Source organism: Variovorax sp. DAIF25 (assembly GCF_050711835.1).
Classification (GTDB): Bacteria; Pseudomonadota; Gammaproteobacteria; order Burkholderiales; family Burkholderiaceae_C; genus Variovorax.
The window spans coordinates 2,743,802-2,763,888 of record NZ_CP136636.1; the positions used below are offsets into that span (position 1 = coordinate 2,743,802).

Sequence of the window (20,087 nt, forward strand, 5' to 3'; positions counted from 1 at the left end):
GTCAGTGGTCCAGGATGCCCTGCGAGAAGAAATGCGCGCGCACCAGCTTCGTGTAGTGGCCGAACTCGCTCGAGGCCATCATGTCGAGGGTGCGGGCGCGCGGCAGTTCGATGTCGTAGACGGCCGCGATCGAGCCGGGGCGCTCGCTCATCACGATCACGCGGTCCGACAGGAAGATGGCCTCGGGGATGCTGTGGGTGATCAGCATCACGGTCTTCTTCGAGGCCATCCAGATGCGCTGCAGCTCGAGGTTCATCTTCTCGCGCGTCATCGCGTCGAGCGCGCCGAAGGGCTCGTCCATCAGCAGCACCGACGGGTCGTGCAGCAGCGCGCGGCAGATCGAGGCGCGCTGCTGCATGCCGCCCGAGAGCTGCCACGGGTATTTGCGCTCGAAGCCCTTGAGGCCGGCCATGGCCATCAGCTCGTGGGCGCGCGCCTTGGCGGCGTCCGTCGGCAGGTGGCGCATCTCGGCCTGCAGCAGGATGTTGTCCTCCACGCTGCGCCAGGGCAGCAGCACCGCGCTCTGGAACACGATGCCCACGTCCTTCTGCGGTCCCTGGATCGGCTTGCCGGCCAGCGTGAGGCTGCCGCCGCTGATCGGCAGCAGGCCCGCCACCATCTTGAGCAAGGTGCTCTTGCCGCAGCCCGAGGGGCCGACGACCGAGACGAACTCGCCCTCGCGGATCGCGAAGTCGAGCGGCTTCAGCGATTCGACCGGGCCATCCTTGCTCTGGTAGGTTTTCGAGACGCCGCGCGCTTCGATCAGGTTGACTTGGGACATGGGTGCGTGTGGGAGGTCGGGATGCGGGCGCGCGGGCGAAGGGAGATCAGTTCGGCAGGAAATCGAGCGTCACGTAGTCCTCGGGCTTGCCGCGCGTCGAGGCTTCCATGCCGCCGTACTGCACCAGCAGGTCCAGCGACTCGTTGACATTCTTCATCGCCACGCGGAAGGGGCGCTGGTTCGCCGTGTCCTTGGTGTGATAGAGCGCCACGCTCTGCTTCATGCCCACGATCAGCGTGTCGCGCACGCCGGCCTTGGGGTTGGCCTTGAGCATCGCGTCGACCGCGGCCTCGGGGCTCTTCTCGGCGGCTTCGGCGGCCTTGGTCGAGGCGCGCATGAAGCGCTTCACCAGGTCGGGGTTCTCGGTCAGCAGGTTCTTGTTGGTGATGATCCCGGAGCTGATCTGGTTCACGCCCGAGTCGGCGAAGCGGATCGGCGACACCGGCTTGCCGGTGGCGTCCTGCAGCTTGATGGCCTGGTCCATCACGTAGCCCAGCAGCAGGTCGGCCTGGCCGTTGATCACCGCATTGAGCTTGGTCTGGCCGTCGCCCGAGACGATCTTCACCTGGTCGGGCTTGATGTCGTTGACCTTGAGGAACAGCGGCCACATCTGCGACATCGAGTCGCCCGGCGTGACGGCCACGGTCTTGCCGACGATGTCCTTCGGCGTCTTGATGTTCTTCTCGGTGAAGCCCATGACCGACATCGGGCTGACCTGGAACAGCACGCCGGTGGACTTCAGCGGCGCGCCCTTGGCGGCGGCCTTGATCATGGTCGTGACGTCGATGTAGCCGAAGGTCGCCGACTTGGCGGCCACCGCCTGCGCGGTGACGGCGGAGCCGCGGCCCTCCTGGATGTCGAGGTCGATGCCTTCCTCGGCGTAGAAGCCCTTTTCCTTGCCGAGGAAGAAGGGCGCGTGCTCGCTGTACAGATACCAGTTGAGCATCAGCGTGACCTTGTCCTTGGGCTTGTCTCCCTGCGCATGGGCGGGAGCGATGGCGAAGGTGGCGAGCGCGGCGGCGAGCAGCGAGGGAAGCAGTTTCTTCATGTCTTGTCTCCAGGGAGTTGTTGGCGTGGGCGAAGGAACCAGAAAGCAGAAAGAGGGCGGGATGGATCAGTCCGCGTGGCGCTGCGAGGCGTGCCAGGGGATCATCAGGCGCTCGACCAGGTCGACCGCCACGAACAGGATCACGCCGATGCTCGAGAGCACGACCAGCGCGGCGAACATCAGCGGCAGGTCGAAGTTGCCGTTGGCCACCTGCAGCACGTAGCCGATGCCCGAGTTCGAGCCGACGAACTCGCCGACCACCGCGCCGACGACGGCCAGCGTGACCGAGACCTTGAGGCCGCTGAAGATCTGCGGCAGCGCCTGCGGCAGGCTGATCTTGAAGAAGGTTTGCAGCCGGCTCGCGCCCATCGAGCGCGCGAGGTCGAGCATGTCGGGCTCGACCGACTTGAAGCCCATCACGGTGGAAACCACCACCGGGAAGAAGCCCAGCAGGAAGGCCGAGATCACCTTGGGGAAGATGCCGAAGCCGAACCACACCACGAACAGCGGCGCGATGGCGACCTTGGGGATGCTCTGCGAGAACACCAGCAGCGGATAAACATAGGACTCGACCAGCCGCGAGTAGGCGATGACCATCGCCATCGGAATGCCGATGAGGATGGTGAGGCCGAAGCCGCCGAGCGTGGCCAGCGTGGTCTTCCAGCTCTCGGCCAGCAGGCGCGGCCATTCGTTGATCAGCTGCTTCACCACCTCCCACGGCGGCGGGATCAGGTAGGCCGGGATCTTGAAGAGGCGGATAGCCAGGTCCCACAGCACCAGCAGCAGCAGGATCAGCAGGAAGGGGCGCAGCGCCGGGGAGAGCAGGAGTTTGCGGATCATGGAGAGCGCGCCGGTGGCGGCGCGGGACGTTCGGTCGGAGGTCGGTGGGCTGCGGGCGGAGCGGGGGAGGCGGGCGCTGGCGGAAGCGGCGTTACTGCTGGACCGCGAGGCCGGCGGCCTTCACGAGCTCGGCATTGCTCGCGATCTCCTGCTTGATGTAGGCATCGAACTGCGCGGGCTTGAGCGTCCAGGCATCGGCGCCGAGCTTGAGGAAGCGCTCCTTCACCTCGGGCGTGGCGAGGGCCTTCGCCACCTCGTCGTGCAGGCGGTCGACCACGGCGCGCGGCGTCTTCGCGGGTGCCATCATCCCGATCCAGAAGTTGAACTCGGAGCCGGGCACGCCGGCCTCGGCGGTGGTGGGCACGTCGGGCAGGGCGGCCGCGCGCTTGGGCGAACCCACGGCGAGCGCCAGCAACTGGCCTTCCTTGATCTGGCCGATGACCGGCGCGATCGGCGAGAAGTAGTAGTCGACGCGGCCCGAGAGCACCTCGGTGACGGCCTCGCCCGATCCCTTGAAGGGGATGTTGGTGGCGTCGATCTTGGCGGCCATCTTGAACTTCTCGGCGTTCAGGTGGGTGGCGCTGCCCTGGCCGGCCGAGGCGAAGTTCATGCTGCCGGGCTTGGCGCGCGCGGCGGCCAGCAGTTGCGGCAGCGTCTTGATGTTCTTCGAGGGCGCGATCACCAGCGCGTTGGGCAGCGAGGAGATCGGCGTGACGCCGGCGAAATCGTTCACCGTGTCGAAGGGCAGCTTGGCGAAGGTGGAGGGGCTGACCGTGTGCGACGACGAATGGATCATCACCGTGTAGCCGTCGGCCGCCGCGGTGGCCACCGCCTGCTGGCCGATGGTGCCGCTGGCGCCGCCGCGGTTCTCGATCACCAGCGGCTGGCCCATGCTCGCGCCCATCTTGTCGGCGATGGCGCGGGCAATGATGTCGGTGGTGCTGCCGGCCGCGAAGGGCACGATCACGCGGATCGGCTTGCTGGGGTAGGCGGCTTCCGCGCCGGCGAGGGCGGGGAGCAGGGCGCCCAGGCCGACGATCGCGGCCAGCGTGGCGGTGCGTGCGAGTTGCTTCATGGGTGGTGTCTCCGCGCGGCCGGGCCGCTGGTGTCGTTGCGAGCTTAATTCACCAATAAGTGAATTGCTGATTCTAGGAACGCGGGCGCGGCAGCGTCAACGGGTGGACCCTGGTGGATACCCGTAGATCTTTGAAGCGATGGGGGTCGTCGTGCGCGGCGATGGCGCGCGGCCCCGCCGCCGCGCGAGGAGCGGCAGGAAGCGACGGAGCGCGGCGGGAAGGGCTCTTCAGTGCAGCACGTAACCGAGCACGAGGTCGGTCATGTGCGAGAGGCGCTGCGCCATCGCCTTGGGCGCGCGCAGGTCACGGCCGAAGATGGCCGAGAGCGTGTGGTTGTTCGAGAGGTAGAAGTAGCACAGCGAGGCGATCGAGATGTAGAGCTGCACCGGATCGACGCCCGCGCGGAACAGGTTGTCGCGCCGGCCGCGCTCTAGCACCGTGTCGAGCAGCTGCACCAGCGGCGAGTTCATCTCCTGGATGCGTTCCGAGCGCTTGAGGTGCGAGGCCTGGTGCAGGTTCTCGCTGTTGAGCAGGGTGATGAACTCGGGATGCTCGAGGTAGTAGTGCCAGGTGAACGACACCAGCTGGCGGATCGCCTCGACCGGATCGATCTCGTCGAGGTGCAGCCGCTGCTCGGCTTCGCGGATGTCGGCGTAGGTGCGCTCGAGCACCGCGAGGAACAGGTCGTCCTTGCTGCCGAAGTAGTAGTAGATGAGCCGCTTGTTGAGGCCCGCGCGCTCGGCGATGCTGTCCATGCGCGCACCCGCGAGGCCGCGTGCCGAGAACTCGTCGCGCGCCGAGGCGAGGATCGCGAGTTGCGAACGGTCGGCATCGCGCGAGCGGGGTTCCAGCGTGTCGGGGGCGGTGGCCTTCATGGCGCGAATTTAACCATTTGGGGAATTAAAACAAGGGAGGCGGGGCGGGCGCACATAATCGCCGCGGACAAAGTGTTGGAGTTCTACTGCTCATGAGTACATCACAACCCGCAGGCCACCTGATCGTCGAGTGCCTGCTCGAACAGGGCATGGAGATCGCGTTCGGCGTGCCCGGCGAGAGCTTCCTCGCGGTGCTCGACGGCTTCCATGCCTACGGCGAGCGCGCGCGCTTCATCGTCAACCGGCAGGAGGGCGGCGCGGCCTTCATGGCCGAGGCGCACGGCAAGCTCACGGGCCGTCCCGGCATCTGCTTCGTGACGCGCGGCCCGGGTGCCACCAATGCGTCGATCGGCGTGCACAATGCCTTCCAGGATTCCACGCCGATGGTGCTGTTCGTCGGCGACGTGGGCAGCGACTTCCGCGACCGCGAGGCCTTCCAGGAGGTCGACTACGGCAGCTTCTTCGGACCGAGTACCAAGGGCTTCGCCAAGCGCGTGGAGCGCATCGACGATGCGAACCGCATCCCCGAGTACGTCGCGCGCGCCTTCTCGACCGCGATGAACGGCCGCCCCGGCCCGGTGGTGCTGGTGCTGCCCGAGGACATGCTGCGCAGCGAGACCGCCGCGCGGCCGCTGCCGCGGGTGGAGGCGGTCGAGCCCTGGAGCGACCCGGGCGCGCTGCGCACCCTGCGCGAACTGCTGCTGAAGTCGCGCCAGCCGCTGGTGATCGCCGGCGGCGGCGGCTGGACCGCGCAGGCCGCGCAGGCGCTGCAGCGCTTCGCCGAGAACTGGCGCCTGCCGGTGGCCAATGCCTTCCGGTTCCAGGACACCTTCGACAACCACCATCCGCTCTATGCGGGCGACGTCGGCATCGCGATCAATCCGAAGCTGGCGCAGCGCGTGAAGGACGCCGACCTGATCCTCGCCATCGGCCCGCGCCTGGGCGAGATGACGACCGGCGGCTACACGCTGCTCGAGGCGCCGAAGGCGAAGCAGACGCTGGTGCACATCCATGCCAGCGCCGAGGAGCTCAACCGTGTCTACCAGGCCGACCTCGCGATCAATGCCGGCATGAGCGCCGCGGCGCGCAGCCTCGAGGTGCTGAGCGCGCCGCCCACGCTGCCCTGGGAGGACTGGGCGCTGCAGGCGCATGCCGACTACCAGGCCTGGCTCGAGCCGCAGGCACTGGCCGGCATGCCCGCGGAAACGCCGCGCGGCGCGGTCGACATGGCGGCGGTGGTGGCGACGCTGCAGGAGCATCTGCCGGCCGATGCCACGATCACCAACGGTGCCGGCAACTTCGCGAGCTGGGTGCACCGCTACTTCCGCTACCACGGCCTCGCCAAGGGCCACAAGACGCAGCTGGCGCCCACCAGTGGCGCCATGGGCTACGGCGTGCCGGCCGGCATCGCCACCAGCCTCGCGACCGGCCGGGTGGCCTTCACGATCGCGGGCGACGGCGATTTCCTGATGACAGGCCAGGAACTGGCCACGGCCGCGCAGCATGGCGGCAGGAGCATCGTCGTGCTGCTGAACAACGGCATGTTCGGCACCATCCGCATGCACCAGGAGCGCGAGTACCCCGAGCGCACCAGCGGCACCGCGCTGCGCAATCCCGACTTCTGCGGGCTGGCGCGCGCCTACGGCTACGCGGCCGAGCGCGTGACCGAGACCGCGCAGTTCGAGGCCGCGCTGCTGCGCGCACTGGCGGCCGACACCGGCACGCTGATCGAGATTCCGCTCGACCCCGAGGTCATCACCACGCGCGGCACGCTGTCGTCGATCAGGCGCGCGGCGCAGCAGCAGGCGCAGGGCTGAGCGCGGCGCGATGCCTCGCGACCTCCGCGCGCAGGGCTGTGGAGCGCAGCTCGAACACCTCGAACAGGCCGAGCGCCTCGAGCGCGGGGATCAGCGCGACGAGGTCCTCGTGCGCGGCCTGGCGCTGCGCCTCGCCGGCCTGGGCGTCCTCCAGCACGCGCACGTTGGCGAGGAAAGCACCGACCGAGCCCTTGCGCACGGGCTGGCCGTTGAGGACGGCGAAGTTCTGGTCATCGGGCAGGACATCCTGGGCTTTCATGGCGACTCCTTGAAGAAGAGAGGGAAGGGTGGATCGATGGCTTCGATGCTAGGCAGGCGCCGCGTTGCGGGCTTGCGGCGCGGTGCCAATCGGTATCGCCATCGGGCCATGCCGCAGATGGAGCGGTGCGATGGCTGAGCCCGCGGTGCGGCTCGATCTCAATGCCTACGAGACGGCGCGCACCACGGGCGCGCATGCGCACGAGGAAGGCCAGCTGTTTGCGCTGCGCGCCGGCCTGCAATTGATCGAGACCAGCGCGGGGCGCTGGGTGCTGCCGCCCGGATGGATCGGCTGGATCGCGCCGCGCTGCGCGCATGCGGCGCAAAGCCATGGCGCGACGGCCGGGTGGAGCCTCTATCTCGATCCGGCGCTGACGACGGCCTTGCCCGCGCAGCCGCATGTGTTCGCGTCGACGCCGCTGATCCGCGAGCTGGTGGGGCGGCTGGTGTCGCTCGGCGAAGAGGGGGAGGCAGCGCGCCGCCTGCGGCTGGTGGCCGTGCTGGTCGACGAACTGGCGGCGGGCGCGCGGACCTCGCTGCACCTCGCGCTGCCGCAGGAGCGGCGCCTGCTCGCGCTGGCCACCGCGCTGGCCGACGATCCCGCGCGCGACGACACGATCGAGCAATGGGCCGATCGCATCGGCATGGCACGCCGCACGCTCACGCGCCGCTTCGCCGCCGAGACCGGCCTGAGCTTCGCGCAGTGGCGCCAGCAGGCGCGGCTGCTCAAGGCGGTGCAATTGCTGGGCATGGGCGAGCCCGTGACGGCGGTGGCGCTGTCGGTGGGCTACAGCTCGGTGAGCGCGTTCATCGAGACCTTCCGGCGCCATTTCGGCTGCACGCCCTCGCGCTTCTTTGCGCAGGGTGCCGACGCAGCGCGCTGAGGCGATCGCAAAAGGCACGGACGAAAAAAAGCCGGCTGTCGCCGGCTTTCCTGATCGACCCGGAGGTCGTTCGAGTGGTGCGCTTACTTGACGTGCTTGCCGATCAGCGCGGCCAGTTCGAACATCGACACTTGGGCCTTGCCGAAGATTTCCTTCAGCTTGGCGTCGGCGTTGATGTTGCGCTTGTTGGCCTTGTCTTGCAGGTTGTTCTTCTTGATGTAGTCCCACAGCTTGCTCACGACGGCGGTGCGCGGCAGCGGCGTCGAGCCGACCACGGCAGCCAGTGCGGGGCTGGGGGTCAGGGCCTTCATGAAGGCAGCGTTCGGGGTGCGCTTCTTGGCGGGAGCCTTCGCAGCAGCCTTCTTCGCGGGTGCAGCCTTCTTGGCAGGAGCAGCAGCCTTCTTCGCCGGTGCAGCAGCCTTCTTGGCAGGAGCAGCAGCCTTCTTCGCCGGTGCAGCGGCCTTCTTCGCGGGAGCAGCAGCCTTCTTCGCGGGAGCAGCGGCCTTCTTTGCCGGAGCTTTCTTGGCCGGAGCCTTCTTTGCAGTTGCCATGGTTGATTTCCTTTTTTGGTTGAACAGTCACCAATGAAAAACAGGGTCTCCACTGGCATCGCGGATGCTAAATGAGAAAAAACGCGTTTCCAAGGGAAAAAGCGGTTTTTTCATTGGAGGCTGTTGTTTTTTCAGAGGGGAGAGCGCCCGTTTTGCCTGCGGCGCGTGGGCCAGGTCGCCAGGAAGACGCCAGCGAGAGCGAGCGCGAACGCGAACAGCTGCACCAGGGAGAGGCTTTCGCCGAGCACGAGCACGCCCACGAGGGCCGCGCTCACGGGCAGCATCACGGCGAAAACACCGGCCTGCGCGGCGGGAATGTGGCGCAGTCCGGTCATCCAGAGCCACACCGTCCAGATGCTCGCTGCGAGGGCGTAGGCGACCAGCAGCAGCCACAGGCCGGGACGCACCGCGGCGAAGTCGAACTGCAGCGCGAACCAGATGCCCAGCGGCGTGCTGAGCACGAAGCCCCAGAGGTTGATCAGCGAGGAGATCCGCTTGGGGCCGAGCCGTCCGGTGAGCGACTTGCCGATCACCGCGTAGGCGGCTTCGCAGAGCACTGCGCAGAACACCAGCAGGTTGCCGAGCCACGGCATCGACGAAGACGCTCCCGTGCCCGGGTGCGCGCTCGCATGCGCCGGCGCGAGCGCGAGCAGCCCGATGCCGATCGCCGCGCAGAGGATCGCGAGGCCGATGCGCAGCGTGATGCGTTCGCGCAGGAACAGCCAGCTCGCCACCGCGACCGCCGCCGGGATCGACGCCATGATCACGCCCGCCGAGACCGCGCTCGTGAGGCTCACGCCGAACAGCATGCAGATCGAGAACAGGAAGTTGCCGAGGAAGGACTCGAGGAACACCAGCCAGCGCGTGCGCGCCGTCATCGGCGGTTCGTCGGGCGCGCGGCGCAGCCAGTGCGGCATGGCGAGCGCCGCGATGCCGAAGCGCAGCCAGGCCAGCAGCAGCACCGGGAAGGCCGCGACCAGCGGCTTGGAGAGAGCGACATAGCAGCCGACGAGCGACATGCTCAGCGCGAGGCAGCCGTAGGCCATGAGCCGGCCTGGGGCGGGTGCGGCGGGGTTCAATAGACTGGGGTGATTTGGAGAAAGGAAGCATCGATGATGCCGCAACCGACGCACGCGCCGGGCGTTCGCCACGTCTTCGTCTACGGCACCTTGCGCGCGGGCGGGCGCAACGACATCGCGCGCTTCGCGCCGCTGCCGCGCCGCGTGGCCGATGCCGAGGTCGCGGGCACGCTCTACGACCTCAGTGCCTATCCGGGCATGGTGCTCGGCGGCGAGGGCCGCGTGAAGGGCGAGATCTACGCGATCGATGCGCAGGTGGAGGCCGCGCTCGACCGGCTCGAGGAAGTCGCCGACGACGATTCGGGCGAGTACATCAAACGCTGGCTGTGCGTGCAGGCCAGCGACGGCCGCGCGTTCGATTGCCTGGTCTACGAGATCCATCCGTCGCGCATCGAGGGGCGCGCGGTGATCGTGGGTGGCGACTGGATCGTGCATTCGCGGCGTTGACGGCGCGCGTTCCGGCCCGCGTTTTTCACAGACGAAAGGGTGGTTTCGCATCGTGAAAATTGCCGCTGCTGCACCGCAGTATTTTTTCTCGATATGAGAAAGTTGTTTTCTCATTGAGAAATATCTCCATAAGTTGTTGATTTCGTTGATGCAAAAATATGTCTTCTATAAGACATAAGAGTGGGCGACGCGATTACAGTAAGCCCATGGCCGCAGCGCCGAAACGCTCGAAACCAACCCTTCAATCAACTCACGGAGTGACCATGCCCCAGACCCTCACCGAACAACTCAGCCGCGAACAGCAGATTGCCGCCCTCGAGAAAGAATGGGCCACGGACCCCCGCTGGAAGGGCGTGAAGCGCGGCTACAGCGCGGCCGACGTGGTGCGCCTGCGCGGTTCGTTCCCGATCGACTACACGCTCGCCAAGCGCGGTGCCGAGAAGCTCTGGGACAAGATCAACGGTGGTTCGAAGAAGGGCTACGTGAACGCCTTCGGCGCGATCTCCGCCGGCCAGGCCATGCAGCAGGCCAAGGCCGGCCTCGAAGCCGTGTACCTGTCGGGCTGGCAAGTGGCCGCCGACGGCAACAGCTCGGAAACCATGTACCCCGACCAGTCGCTCTACGCGTACGACTCGGTGCCCACCATGGTCCGTCGCATCAACAACACCTTCCGTCGCGCCGATGAAATCCAGTGGGGCCGTGGCGTGAACCCGGGCGACAAGGAGTTCATCGACTACTTCCTGCCGATCGTGGCCGACGCGGAAGCCGGTTTCGGCGGCGTGCTCAACGCCTTCGAACTGATGAAGAACATGATCGCCGCGGGCGCTGCCGGCGTGCACTTCGAAGACCAGCTCGCCGCCGTCAAGAAGTGCGGCCACATGGGTGGCAAGGTGCTGGTGCCGACGCGCGAAGCCTGCGAGAAGCTGATCGCCGCGCGCTTCGCCGCCGACGTGCTGGGCGTGCCCACCATCGTGCTGGCCCGCACCGATGCCGAAGCCGCGAACCTGATCACCTCCGACCACGACGCCAACGACAAGCCCTTCCTGACCGGCGAGCGCACCTCGGAAGGCTTCTACCGCGTGAAGAACGGCCTCGAGCAGGCCATCAGCCGCGGCGTCGCCTACGCGCCCTATGCCGACCTGGTGTGGTGCGAAACCGGCGTGCCGGACATCGGCTTCGCCCGCGAGTTCGCGCAGGCCGTGCATGCCGCCTGCCCGGGCAAGCTGCTGTCGTACAACTGCTCGCCGTCGTTCAACTGGAAGAAGAACCTGGACGACAAGCAGATCGCCACCTTCCAGGAAGACCTCTCGGACCTGGGCTACAAGTACCAGTTCATCACGCTGGCCGGCATCCACGTCAACTGGTACAACACCTTCAAATTCGCGCACGCCTATGCACGCGGCGAGGGCATGAAGCACTACGTGAACATGGTGCAGGAGCCGGAATTCGCGGCGCGCGAACAGGGCTACACCTTCGTGTCGCACCAGCAGGAAGTCGGCGCGGGTTACTTCGACGACGTGACCACCGTGATCCAGGGCGGCCAGTCGAGCGTGAAGGCATTGACCGGCTCGACGGAAGAAGAGCAGTTCCACTGAGCAACTGACTCGACATTCGCTGTCACCTTGAAGCCCGGCCGCGTGCCGGGCTTTTTTTCGTCCGTGCCCGGCCCGCCTCAGTCGCGCATGCGCACTTCGCGCACGCCGCGGCCCAGCTTCTGGCGCAGCAGGGTGCGCAAGGTCACGCCGTCGGCATAGCCGACCAGCGCGGCGATCTGCTCGAGGCTCCGGTCGCTGGTCTTGAGCAGGTGCACCGCGCGCTCCACGCGCAGGTCCTGCACGTAGCCGAGCGGGCTCTTGCCGAGCACCTGCTGCAGCCGGCGCGCCAGCGTGCGCTTGCTGGTGCCGACGGCGCGCGCCGCGTCGTCGAGCGAGAAGCCGTCGGCCAGCCGCGCGCGCGCCCAGCGCTCGAAGCGCTCGACCATCGGATCGGCATGGCTCAGGTGGTCGTGGATCACGTAGGCGGATTGCGCGGGCCGCGAATCGACGATCAGGTAGCGCGCCACCGTGGCGGCCAGCTCGGGACTGACCTGGCGCACCAGCCACAGCGCCATGTCGACATGGCCGAGCGCCGCGCCGGCGGTGACCAGCGACGGGCCCGAGGGCACGAGCATGCGCGTGTCGTCGAGCCGCACCTCGGGATAGCGCTGGCGGAACATCGAGGCGAGCCACCAGGTGGTGGTGGCCTGCTGACGATCGAGCAGGCCCGATTCGGCCAGCACGAAGGTGCCGATGCAGGCGGCGGCGATCTTCGCGCCCTCGTCGGCACGTTCGCGCAGCGCGGCGCCGGCATCGGCGATGTCCTTGCGTTCGAGCGCCCGCGCCAGGCCCGCGGGCATCTTCTCGCCGATGGCCGGGATCGCGATCCAGTCAGGTGCCTTGGCAGCGGCGAACGGCACGACCGGCACGCTCAGGCCTTGCGCGGTGCGCACGCGCTTGCGCAGGCCGGCAAGGCGGACCTCGAAGGGCGGCACGCCGAGCGCGAGCAGGCCCGCCAATTCGTTGGCGGTGGTGAAGACGTCCGCCACCGTGGCCAGGCCGGTGTCGAACACGCCGTCGAGCGCGAGGATGTCGAGTCGAATGGCAATAACAATATCGAAGATGTCAAAAATGCCAATAGGTGAGAGCGAGGGGCAACTCTAGAGTCGCCACCGCGGTTGCGATCCGCGCACCGCTTCCACCTTGCAACGACCGGAGATGTCCATGATCAAGTTCGCCCTGTTCGCCCGCCTCGAAGCCAAGCCCGGCAAGGAGGCCGAGGTCCAGCAGTTCCTCGAGGCCGGCCTCGCGATGGCGCGCGACGAAGCCACCACGCCGATCTGGTTCGCGCTGCGGCTGTCGCCGACCACCTTCGGCGTGTTCGATGCGTTCGAGACCGAGGCGGGCCGCCAGGCGCACCTCGTCGGCCCGATCGCACAGGCGCTGATGGCGAAGGCGCCCGAGCTGTTCGCCAAGCCGCCAGCGATCGAGCCGATCGACGTGCTGGGGCTCAAGAACGCGGCGGCCGCGGCGTAATGGGCTAATGGGCCGCTCGGCACGGCCCGCGCGCCGAGCGGCTAGAATCCGAGGCTCCACTGTCAACAAGGGCGAGAAAGGCACTTTGGTTATGACACCGCGAACTACTCCGCAAGCCACCTGCGGTGTTTTCTTCTTCGAAGGAAGCGCCCGCTAAACCGCGCGCGCTGGTTCGAGCCAGCTTCCCTGCCACAGCAAAGCGCGGTCATCCACCGCGCTTTTTTGTTTTTCGCCCGAGGTTTTTCATGATCCACATCACGCTCCCCGACAACTCGCAGCGCGAGTACCCCGGCCCGGTCTCGGTGGCCGACGTTGCCAAGTCCATCGGCCCCGGCCTCGCCAAGATGACGGTGGCCGGCAAGGTCGACGGCCGTCTGGTCGACGCCAGCGACGTCATCGACCACGATGCCAAGCTCCAGATCATCACGCCCAAGGACGACGAGGGCCTGGAGATCATCCGCCACTCGACGGCCCACCTGGTCGGCCACGCGGTCAAGCAGCTCTATCCGACGGCCAAGATGGTGATCGGCCCGGTGATCGAGGAGGGTTTCTACTACGACATCGCGTTCGAGCGCCCCTTCACGCCCGAGGACATGGCCGCGATCGAGGCGCGCATGCGCGAGCTGATCGCGCAGGACTACGACGTGGTCAAGAAGATGACGCCGCGCGCCGAGGTGATCGAGGTCTTCAAGTCGCGCGGCGAGGACTACAAGCTGCGCCTGGTCGAGGACATGCCCGACGAGCAGGCCATGGGCCTGTACTACCACCAGGAATACGTCGACATGTGCCGCGGCCCGCACGTGCCTAACACGCGCTTCCTCAAGGTCTTCAAGCTCACGAAGCTGGCCGGCGCCTACTGGCGCGGCGATGCCAAGAACGAGCAGCTGCAGCGCATCTACGGCACGGCCTGGGCCGACAAGAAGCAGCTCGACCAGTACATCCAGCGCATCGAGGAAGCCGAGAAGCGCGACCACCGCCGCCTCGGCAAGGAACTCGACCTGTTCCACATCGACGAAGTGGCGCCGGGCGTGGTGTTCTGGCATCCCAAGGGCTGGGCGATCTGGCAGCAGGTCGAGCAGTACATGCGCGGCATCTACCGCGACACGGGCTACTGGGAAGTGAAGGGTCCGCAGATCCTCGACAAGAGCCTGTGGGAGAAGACGGGCCACTGGCAGAACTACCGCGACAACATGTTCACGACGGAGTCGGAGAAGCGCGAGTACGCGCTCAAGCCGATGAACTGCCCGGGCCATGTGCTGATCTTCAAGAGCGACCTGCGCAGCTACCGCGACCTGCCGCTGCGCTACGGCGAGTTCGGCCAGTGCCATCGCAACGAGCCGAGCGGCGCGCTGCACGGCATCATGCGCGTGCGTGGCTTCACGCAGGACGACGGCCACATCTTCTGCACGGAGGACCAGATCCTCGACGAATGCATCGCCTACACGGCGCAGCTGCAGAAGGTGTACGCGGACTTCGGCTTCACGGACATCCTCTACAAGGTCGCGACGCGGCCCGAGAACCGCGTGGGCTCCGACGAGCTCTGGGACAAGGCCGAGCACGCGGTGATGGAGTCGCTGCGCCGCTCGGGCGTGGAGTTCGTGATCGCCCCGGGCGATGGCGCCTTCTACGGACCGAAGATCGAGTACACGCTGCGGGATGCGATCGGCCGCCAGTGGCAGTGCGGCACGATGCAGGTCGACTTCAACACGGCCGAGCGCCTGGGCGGCGAGTACGTGACGGAGTCGAGCGGCCGCGCGCACCCGGTGATGCTGCACCGCGCGATCGTCGGCAGCCTCGAGCGATTCATCGGCATGCTGATCGAACACCATGCCGGCGCGATGCCCGCCTGGCTCGCGCCGGTGCAGGTGGCGGTGCTCAATATCAGCGAAGGACAGGCCGACTACGCTGCGCAAGTTGCGAAAACGCTGCAAAATCAAGGGCTTAGGGTCCAGCTTGATCTGCACAACGAGAAGATTACGTATAAAATACGCAAGCATTCGTTGCAAAAGCTCCCTTACATCGTTGTCGTGGGTGACAAGGAAAAGGAAGCTGGCGCCGTCGCAGTGCGCGCCCGGGGCAATCAAGACCTCGGTGCAATGTCCCTCGAATCGTTCGTGCAACGGGTCGTTCAGGACATTGCTGACAAGCGTTGATTTGTCGTCGAAACACCCCACATGTTTCTGTGCCAAATATACCGCTTGCCCGCGAGGACTGAGCGGCTTTCGCTACTTTTTTTGTAGCAAAACTTAGAGGATACCAACCATCGCTACTGCATTTCGCGACCGCCGCCACCGCGAGGAACGCCAACATCGCCTGAACCGGGAAATCATGGCCCCGGAAGTCCGCCTGATCGGCCCGGATAACGAGCAATTGGGTGTTGTGAGTCTTGCGGAGGCCTTGCGTCTCGCCGGTGAGCAGGACGTGGATCTGGTGGAGGTCGTCGCGGCGGCCAATCCGCCGGTGTGCCGCCTGATCGAGTACGGCAAGTTCAAGTACCACGAGCAGAAGAAGGCGGCCGAGGCGAAGTCCAAGCAGAAGGTCATCGAGGTCAAGGAAATCAAGTTCCGGCCCGGTACCGACGATGGCGACTACAACATCAAGATGCGCAACATCCGGCGCTTTCTTGAGGATGGCGACAAGTGCAAGATCACGCTGCGCTTCCGGGGGCGCGAGATCACGCACCAGGAACTCGGTCTGGCCCTGCTGCAGCGCATCCGCGACGAGCTCGGCGACACGATCCTCGTCGAGCAGTTTCCGAAGCTCGAAGGCCGGCAGATGATCATGATGATCGCGCCGGGCCGCAAGAAGCCCGGCAGCGCTCCGGCAAAGTCGGCGACGGAAGCCGCCGCGGCACCGACCACCGTCGGCGCCTGAGCGAAGGATCCGGCCGGGCCCGGCGGCGAAAGCCCCGGGTGCCGACGGAAGTGAGAATTTGAAGGGATTTCGCCGATCGCCGGCGCGCGCCGAAAGGCAAGCGCAGGCGGTGGCGGGATGAAGAAGTGTCTCGGGGCCAACAAGTCCATGGAGTTCATCCAAGGCGCCTCACGAGCACAAATTAAAGGAGCATTCACATGCCCAAAATGAAGACCAAGAGCAGCGCGAAGAAACGTTTCCGCGTTCGTCCCGGTGGCACCGTCAAGCGCGGTCAAGCCTTCAAGCGTCACATCCTGACCAAGAAGACCACCAAGAACAAGCGTCACTTGCGTGGTGCAGTGTCGGTGCACGAAACCAACATGGTTTCGATGGCCGCGATGCTGCCCGGCATGGGCATTTGATCAACTGACGAACAAGGAGTAATCACATGCCTCGCGTCAAACGTGGTGTAACGGCTCGCGCCCGCCACAAGAAAGTTCTCGCACTCGCCAAGGGTTTCCGCGGTCGCCGCGGCAATGTCTTCCGCATCGCCAAACAGGCGGTGATGAAGGCGGGCCAATACGCCTACCGTGACCGCCGCACCAAGAAGCGCGTGTTCCGTCAACTGTGGATCGCGCGTATCAACGCCGCCTCGCGTGAACTGGGCCTGACCTACAGCCAGTTCGCCAACGGCATCCGCAAGGCCGGGATCGAGATCGACCGCAAGATGCTTGCGGACATCGCCGTGCACGACAAGGCCGCTTTTGCGGGCATCGTGGAGCAGGTCAAGGCCAAGCTGGCTGCTTGATTCTGCACAGCGGGAGACTGTCCCCGGACAGTTTCCTGCGCCCACGGTACAAGGGCTGGCGCTTGAAAGAGCACCAGCCCTTTTTTATTTTTCCCCGAAGAAATCTGTTGTTGCTATGAACGAGTTGGACTCCCTGGTCGACACCGCACGTGCCGCCTTCGCGCAGGCGAAGACCCCCGCTGAGCTCGAGAACGCCAAGGCCCAGTTCCTGGGCAAGTCGGGCCGCATCACCGAGCTGATGAAGGGCATGGCCGCACTGAGCGTCGACCAGAAGAAGTCGCGCGGTGCCGCCATCAACGTGGCCAAGCAGGCGATCGAGTCCGCCCTCAACGAACGCCGCCAGCAACTGGCCGACGAGGAGCTCTCGCAGCAGCTGCGCGCCGAGGCGCTCGACGTGAGCCTGCCCGGCCGCCGCCGCATCCCCGGCGGCCTGCACCCGGTGAGCCGCACCCTCGAGCGCATCGAGGAGATCTTCTCGAGCATGGGCTTCGACGTGGCCGACGGCCCCGAGATCGAGAGCGACTGGCACAGCTTCACCTCGCTCAACAACCCGCCGAACCATCCGGCGCGTTCGATGCAGGACACCTTCTACGTCGACCTGAACGGCGAGGACGGCATCCCCTACAACCTGCGTCCGCACACCAGCCCGATGCAGGTGCGCTACGCCCACCAGCACATCAAGAAGTACGCGGCCGAGTTCGCGGCCGCGGCCGCCGACACCACCGGCACGGTCAAGGCGCCCGAGATCCGCGTGATCGCGCCGGGCCGCACCTATCGCGTCGACAGCGACGCCACCCATTCGCCGATGTTCCACCAGTGCGAAGGCCTGTGGCTCGGCGAGAACGTGAGCTTCAAGGACCTCAAGGTCGTCTTCACCGACTTCTGCCGCACCTTCTTCGAGCGCGACGATCTCGTGCTGCGCTTCCGGCCGAGCTTCTTCCCGTTCACCGAGCCCAGCGCCGAGATCGACATCCAGTTCCAGAGCGGTCCGCTGGCCGGCCGCTGGCTCGAAGTGTCGGGCTCGGGCCAGGTGCATCCGAACGTGGTGCGCAACATGGGCCTCGACCCCGAGCGCTACATCGGCTTCGCCTTCGGCATGGGCCCCGACCGCCTCACGATGCTGCGCTACGGCGTGAACGACCTTCGCCTGTTCTTCGACGGCGACCTGCGCTTCCTCTCGCAATTCCAGTGATCGGCTGACGCGCGAGACGAAACGAGACCTTCCACACCAGAAAAACAGATCGAGATCGAAGAGATGCAATTCCCGGAATCCTGGCTGCGCGAGTTCTGCAACCCGCCCATCGACAGCGCCGAACTGGCCGAGACCCTCACCATGGGCGGCTTCGAGGTCGAGGAGCGCCGGCCGGCGGCGCCGCCCTTCACGCGCATCGTGGTGGGCGAGATCAAGGAAGCCGTCCAGCACCCGAACGCCGATCGTCTGCGCGTCTGCCAGGTCGACGCGGGGCAGGGCGCCTTGCTCAACATCGTGTGCGGCGCGCCCAATGCGCGCGTCGGCATCAAGGTGCCGTGCGCGCTGGTGGGGGCCGAACTGCCGCCCGGCGAGGACGGCAAGCCCTTCCTCATCAAGCTCGGCAAGCTGCGCGGCGTCGAGAGCCAGGGCATGCTGTGCTCGGCGCGCGAACTGCAGCTGAGCGAAGACCATGGCGGCCTGCTCGAACTCGCGGCCGACGCGCCCATCGGTGTCGACGTGCGCGAAGTGCTCAAGCTCGACGACACGCTGCTCACGCTGAAGCTCACGCCCAACCTCGCGCACGGCCTCAGCGTCTACGGCGTGGCGCGCGAACTCGCCGCGCTGACCGGCGCGCCGCTCAAGCCGCGCACCGTGGCGCCGGTCGAGGTGGCCTTCGCCGACAAGCTGCCCGTGAAGGTCGAGGCGCCCGAGCTCTGCGGCCGTTTCTCGGGCCGCATCGTGCGCGGCGTCGACACCCAGGTCGCCACGCCGGCCTGGATGGTGGAGCGCCTCGCGCGCTGCGGCCAGCGCAGCGTCACGCCGCTGGTCGACATCTCGAACTACGTGATGTTCGAGTACGGCCAGCCCAGCCACATCTTCGACCTCGACAAGATCCACGGCGGCCTCACCGTGCGCTGGGGCAAGGCTGGCGAACAGCTCAAGCTGCTCAATGGCAACACCATCTCGGTCGACGACAAGGTGGGCGTGATCGCCGACGCGCGCGAAGTCGAATCGCTCGCGGGCATCATGGGCGGCGACGCCACCGCGGTCTCGGACGACACGCGCAACATCTACGTCGAGGCCGCGTTCTGGTGGCCCGAAGCGGTGCAGGGCCGCTCGCGCCGCTTCAACTTCTCGACCGACGCCGGCCATCGCTACGAGCGCGGCGTCGACCCGAGCCGCACCGTCGAGATCATCGAGCGCATCACGCAACTGATCGTCGAGATCTGCGGCGGCCAGGCCGGCGCCATGGACGACCAGATCCTGCGCGTGCCCGAGGCCCTGCCCGTGACGCTGCGCGTGGCGCGCGCCGCGCGCGTGATCGGCATGCCGCTGACCCAGGCCCAGTGCGTGGACGCGCTGCGTCGGCTGGGCTTCGCGCTGACCGAGGGCGATGGCACGCTGACCATCGCGCCGCCGCCGCACCGCTTCGATCTGCTGATCGAGGAAGACCTGATCGAAGAGGTCGCGCGCCTGATCGGCTTCAACAACCTGCCGACCACCGCGCCGCTCGCGCCGATCACCGCGCGCGTGCGTCCCGAGGCGCAGCGCAGCCGCTTCGCGGTGCGCCGCGGCCTCGCCGCGCTGGGCTACCAGGAAACCATCAACTTCAGCTTCGTCGAAGCCGACTGGGAAAAGGAGCTTGCAGGCAACGACAACCCGGTCAAGCTGCTGAACCCGATCGCGAGCCAGATGAGCGTGATGCGTTCGTCGCTGCTCGGCTCGCTGCTGCAGGTGCTCAAGTTCAACCTCGATCGCAAGGCGCCGCGCGTGCGCGTGTTCGAGGTGGGCCGCGTGTTCCTGCGCGACGACAGCGTGGCCACCACCGACAGCACCGTGCGCGGCGTGCATCAACCGATGCGCGTGGCCGGCCTCGCCTGGGGCGATACCGACGAGGCGCGCTGGGACGGCAAGGCGCAGCGCGTCGATTTCTACGACGTGAAGGGCGACGTCGAGGCGCTGCTCGCGCCGCTGGTCCCGCGCTTCGAGCCTGCCGAGCATCCGGCGCTGCATCCGGGCCGCTCGGCGCGCGTGACGATCGACGGCAAGGCCATCGGCTTCGTCGGCGAGCTGCATCCGCGCTGGCGCCAGAAGTGGGATTTCGCGCAGCCCGCCGTGCTGTTCGAACTCGACCTCGATGCGGTCACCGCGCGGCCCGTGCCGGTGGCGCAAGCCGTGCCCAAGCACCAGGCGGTCGAGCGCGACATTGCGGTGGTGGTGGCGGAAGCCGTCACGCACGATGCGCTGATCGACGCCATCCGTTCGACAGGTGCCGCGCAAGGCCTGCTGCGCGACGCCGTGCTGTTCGACATCTACCGTCCGCAGCCCGCGCGCGACGGCACGGTGGCCGCGGCCGGTGGCCTGCAACCCGGCGAGAAGAGCATGGCGGTGCGCCTGAGCTTCCAGGGCGACAGCGCCACCCTGACCGATGAGCAGGTCGAGCCGGCCGTGCGCGCCATCGTCGATCAACTGGCCGCGAAGGTGGGCGGACGCCTGAGAGGATGACC

General features: G+C 66.8%; 20 protein-coding genes. 11 read left to right on the top strand and 9 right to left on the bottom strand.

Features of this window, described 5'->3' with window-relative positions:
* Position 1: 1 nt before the first annotated feature.
* From R0232_RS12560 to R0232_RS12580, 5 genes are all read right to left on the bottom strand, one after another.
* Positions 2-781 (bottom strand): ABC transporter ATP-binding protein, encoded by a 780-nt coding sequence (locus tag R0232_RS12560; RefSeq protein WP_431512295.1) that lies wholly within the window; start codon positions 779-781, stop codon positions 2-4.
* 46 nt (positions 782-827) lie between these two features.
* Positions 828-1,829, bottom strand: coding sequence for an ABC transporter substrate-binding protein (locus R0232_RS12565; protein ID WP_431512296.1), 1,002 nt, complete (start codon positions 1,827-1,829; stop codon positions 828-830).
* 66 nt (positions 1,830-1,895) lie between these two features.
* Positions 1,896-2,669: an ABC transporter permease gene (locus R0232_RS12570; RefSeq protein ID WP_093342908.1), complete on the bottom strand. Its 774-nt coding sequence runs from the start codon at positions 2,667-2,669 to the stop codon at positions 1,896-1,898.
* A 91-nt stretch (positions 2,670-2,760) separates the two neighbouring features.
* Positions 2,761-3,744, bottom strand: a complete 984-nt coding sequence (locus tag R0232_RS12575; RefSeq protein ID WP_093342906.1) for a tripartite tricarboxylate transporter substrate binding protein — start codon at positions 3,742-3,744, stop codon at positions 2,761-2,763.
* A 228-nt stretch (positions 3,745-3,972) separates the two neighbouring features.
* A complete protein-coding gene (locus tag R0232_RS12580) occupies positions 3,973-4,620 on the bottom strand; it encodes a TetR/AcrR family transcriptional regulator (RefSeq protein WP_281077614.1) in 648 nt (215 codons plus the stop codon).
* Between the two features lie 92 nt (positions 4,621-4,712).
* On the opposite strand from R0232_RS12580, the gene R0232_RS12585 reads away from it, so the two are divergent.
* Positions 4,713-6,437 (top strand): thiamine pyrophosphate-binding protein, encoded by a 1,725-nt coding sequence (locus tag R0232_RS12585; RefSeq protein ID WP_431512297.1) that lies wholly within the window; start codon positions 4,713-4,715, stop codon positions 6,435-6,437.
* Here R0232_RS12585 and R0232_RS12590 read toward each other — a convergent pair.
* Positions 6,403-6,696, bottom strand: a complete 294-nt coding sequence (locus tag R0232_RS12590; RefSeq protein ID WP_431512298.1) for a hypothetical protein — start codon at positions 6,694-6,696, stop codon at positions 6,403-6,405. The two genes, R0232_RS12585 and R0232_RS12590, sit on opposite strands and share 35 nt — an antisense overlap.
* Before the next feature lie 130 nt (positions 6,697-6,826).
* Between R0232_RS12590 and R0232_RS12595 the strand changes: the two genes are divergently transcribed.
* Positions 6,827-7,579, top strand: a complete 753-nt coding sequence (locus tag R0232_RS12595) for an AraC family transcriptional regulator (RefSeq protein ID WP_431512299.1) — start codon at positions 6,827-6,829, stop codon at positions 7,577-7,579.
* A gap of 83 nt (positions 7,580-7,662) precedes the next feature.
* Here the strand turns inward: R0232_RS12595 and R0232_RS12600 are convergent, their stop codons facing one another.
* Entirely contained in the window at positions 7,663-8,130 is a 468-nt protein-coding gene (locus tag R0232_RS12600) for an SWIB/MDM2 domain-containing protein (RefSeq protein WP_093342900.1), read from the bottom strand.
* Between the two features lie 131 nt (positions 8,131-8,261).
* Positions 8,262-9,176, bottom strand: a complete 915-nt coding sequence (locus R0232_RS12605; protein WP_208509703.1) for a DMT family transporter — start codon at positions 9,174-9,176, stop codon at positions 8,262-8,264.
* Between the two features lie 69 nt (positions 9,177-9,245).
* On the opposite strand from R0232_RS12605, the gene R0232_RS12610 reads away from it, so the two are divergent.
* Together R0232_RS12610 and aceA are read left to right on the top strand one after the other, a co-directional pair.
* Positions 9,246-9,656, top strand: coding sequence for a gamma-glutamylcyclotransferase family protein (locus R0232_RS12610; RefSeq protein WP_431512887.1), 411 nt, complete (start codon positions 9,246-9,248; stop codon positions 9,654-9,656).
* A gap of 263 nt (positions 9,657-9,919) precedes the next feature.
* The gene (gene aceA, locus R0232_RS12615) at positions 9,920-11,251 is read left to right on the top strand and encodes an isocitrate lyase (protein ID WP_093342897.1); all 1,332 of its coding nucleotides are present in this window, start codon (positions 9,920-9,922) and stop codon (positions 11,249-11,251) included.
* A gap of 77 nt (positions 11,252-11,328) precedes the next feature.
* Here the strand turns inward: aceA and R0232_RS12620 are convergent, their stop codons facing one another.
* The gene (locus R0232_RS12620; protein WP_431512888.1) at positions 11,329-12,294 is read right to left on the bottom strand and encodes a GlxA family transcriptional regulator; all 966 of its coding nucleotides are present in this window, start codon (positions 12,292-12,294) and stop codon (positions 11,329-11,331) included.
* Positions 12,295-12,415: 121 nt separating this feature from the next.
* On the opposite strand from R0232_RS12620, the gene R0232_RS12625 reads away from it, so the two are divergent.
* The 7 genes from R0232_RS12625 to pheT all read left to right on the top strand — a co-directional run bounded on the left by R0232_RS12625 (position 12,416) and on the right by pheT (position 20,085).
* Entirely contained in the window at positions 12,416-12,727 is a 312-nt protein-coding gene (locus R0232_RS12625) for a putative quinol monooxygenase (protein WP_431512300.1), read from the top strand.
* Positions 12,728-12,972: 245 nt separating this feature from the next.
* A complete protein-coding gene (thrS, locus tag R0232_RS12630; RefSeq protein WP_208509700.1) occupies positions 12,973-14,880 on the top strand; it encodes a threonine--tRNA ligase in 1,908 nt (635 codons plus the stop codon).
* 100 nt (positions 14,881-14,980) lie between these two features.
* On the top strand, positions 14,981-15,601 hold the full coding sequence (gene infC / locus R0232_RS12635) for a translation initiation factor IF-3 (RefSeq protein WP_093342892.1): 621 nt from the start codon (positions 14,981-14,983) through the stop codon (positions 15,599-15,601).
* 197 nt (positions 15,602-15,798) lie between these two features.
* Positions 15,799-16,002: a 50S ribosomal protein L35 gene (gene rpmI, locus R0232_RS12640; protein WP_057596107.1), complete on the top strand. Its 204-nt coding sequence runs from the start codon at positions 15,799-15,801 to the stop codon at positions 16,000-16,002.
* Positions 16,003-16,028: 26 nt separating this feature from the next.
* Positions 16,029-16,388, top strand: a complete 360-nt coding sequence (gene rplT, locus R0232_RS12645) for a 50S ribosomal protein L20 (protein WP_012747009.1) — start codon at positions 16,029-16,031, stop codon at positions 16,386-16,388.
* Positions 16,389-16,503: 115 nt separating this feature from the next.
* Positions 16,504-17,580: a phenylalanine--tRNA ligase subunit alpha gene (gene pheS, locus R0232_RS12650; protein WP_431512301.1), complete on the top strand. Its 1,077-nt coding sequence runs from the start codon at positions 16,504-16,506 to the stop codon at positions 17,578-17,580.
* Positions 17,581-17,643: 63 nt separating this feature from the next.
* Positions 17,644-20,085, top strand: coding sequence for a phenylalanine--tRNA ligase subunit beta (gene pheT / locus R0232_RS12655; RefSeq protein ID WP_431512302.1), 2,442 nt, complete (start codon positions 17,644-17,646; stop codon positions 20,083-20,085).
* Positions 20,086-20,087 lie beyond the last annotated feature (2 nt).

Bases quoted from the DNA above. Each gene is read 5' to 3' on its own strand.
- R0232_RS12575 (WP_093342906.1), bottom strand. From the start codon at position 3,744: ATGAAGCAACTCGCACGCACCGCCACGCTGGCCGCGATCGTCGGCCTG.
- R0232_RS12610 (WP_431512887.1), top strand. From the start codon at position 9,246: ATGCCGCAACCGACGCACGCGCCGGGCGTTCGCCACGTCTTCGTCTAC.
- pheS (WP_431512301.1), top strand. From the start codon at position 16,504: ATGAACGAGTTGGACTCCCTGGTCGACACCGCACGTGCCGCCTTCGCG.
- R0232_RS12570 (WP_093342908.1), bottom strand. From the start codon at position 2,669: ATGATCCGCAAACTCCTGCTCTCCCCGGCGCTGCGCCCCTTCCTGCTG.
- aceA (WP_093342897.1), top strand. From the start codon at position 9,920: ATGCCCCAGACCCTCACCGAACAACTCAGCCGCGAACAGCAGATTGCC.
- R0232_RS12585 (WP_431512297.1), top strand. From the start codon at position 4,713: ATGAGTACATCACAACCCGCAGGCCACCTGATCGTCGAGTGCCTGCTC.
- R0232_RS12600 (WP_093342900.1), bottom strand. From the start codon at position 8,130: ATGGCAACTGCAAAGAAGGCTCCGGCCAAGAAAGCTCCGGCAAAGAAG.
- thrS (WP_208509700.1), top strand. From the start codon at position 12,973: ATGATCCACATCACGCTCCCCGACAACTCGCAGCGCGAGTACCCCGGC.
- R0232_RS12580 (WP_281077614.1), bottom strand. From the start codon at position 4,620: ATGAAGGCCACCGCCCCCGACACGCTGGAACCCCGCTCGCGCGATGCC.
- pheT (WP_431512302.1), top strand. From the start codon at position 17,644: ATGCAATTCCCGGAATCCTGGCTGCGCGAGTTCTGCAACCCGCCCATC.
- R0232_RS12560 (WP_431512295.1), bottom strand. From the start codon at position 781: ATGTCCCAAGTCAACCTGATCGAAGCGCGCGGCGTCTCGAAAACCTAC.
- R0232_RS12565 (WP_431512296.1), bottom strand. From the start codon at position 1,829: ATGAAGAAACTGCTTCCCTCGCTGCTCGCCGCCGCGCTCGCCACCTTC.
- R0232_RS12590 (WP_431512298.1), bottom strand. From the start codon at position 6,696: ATGAAAGCCCAGGATGTCCTGCCCGATGACCAGAACTTCGCCGTCCTC.
- rplT (WP_012747009.1), top strand. From the start codon at position 16,029: ATGCCTCGCGTCAAACGTGGTGTAACGGCTCGCGCCCGCCACAAGAAA.
- R0232_RS12595 (WP_431512299.1), top strand. From the start codon at position 6,827: ATGGCTGAGCCCGCGGTGCGGCTCGATCTCAATGCCTACGAGACGGCG.
- R0232_RS12625 (WP_431512300.1), top strand. From the start codon at position 12,416: ATGATCAAGTTCGCCCTGTTCGCCCGCCTCGAAGCCAAGCCCGGCAAG.
- R0232_RS12605 (WP_208509703.1), bottom strand. From the start codon at position 9,176: ATGGCCTACGGCTGCCTCGCGCTGAGCATGTCGCTCGTCGGCTGCTAT.
- rpmI (WP_057596107.1), top strand. From the start codon at position 15,799: ATGCCCAAAATGAAGACCAAGAGCAGCGCGAAGAAACGTTTCCGCGTT.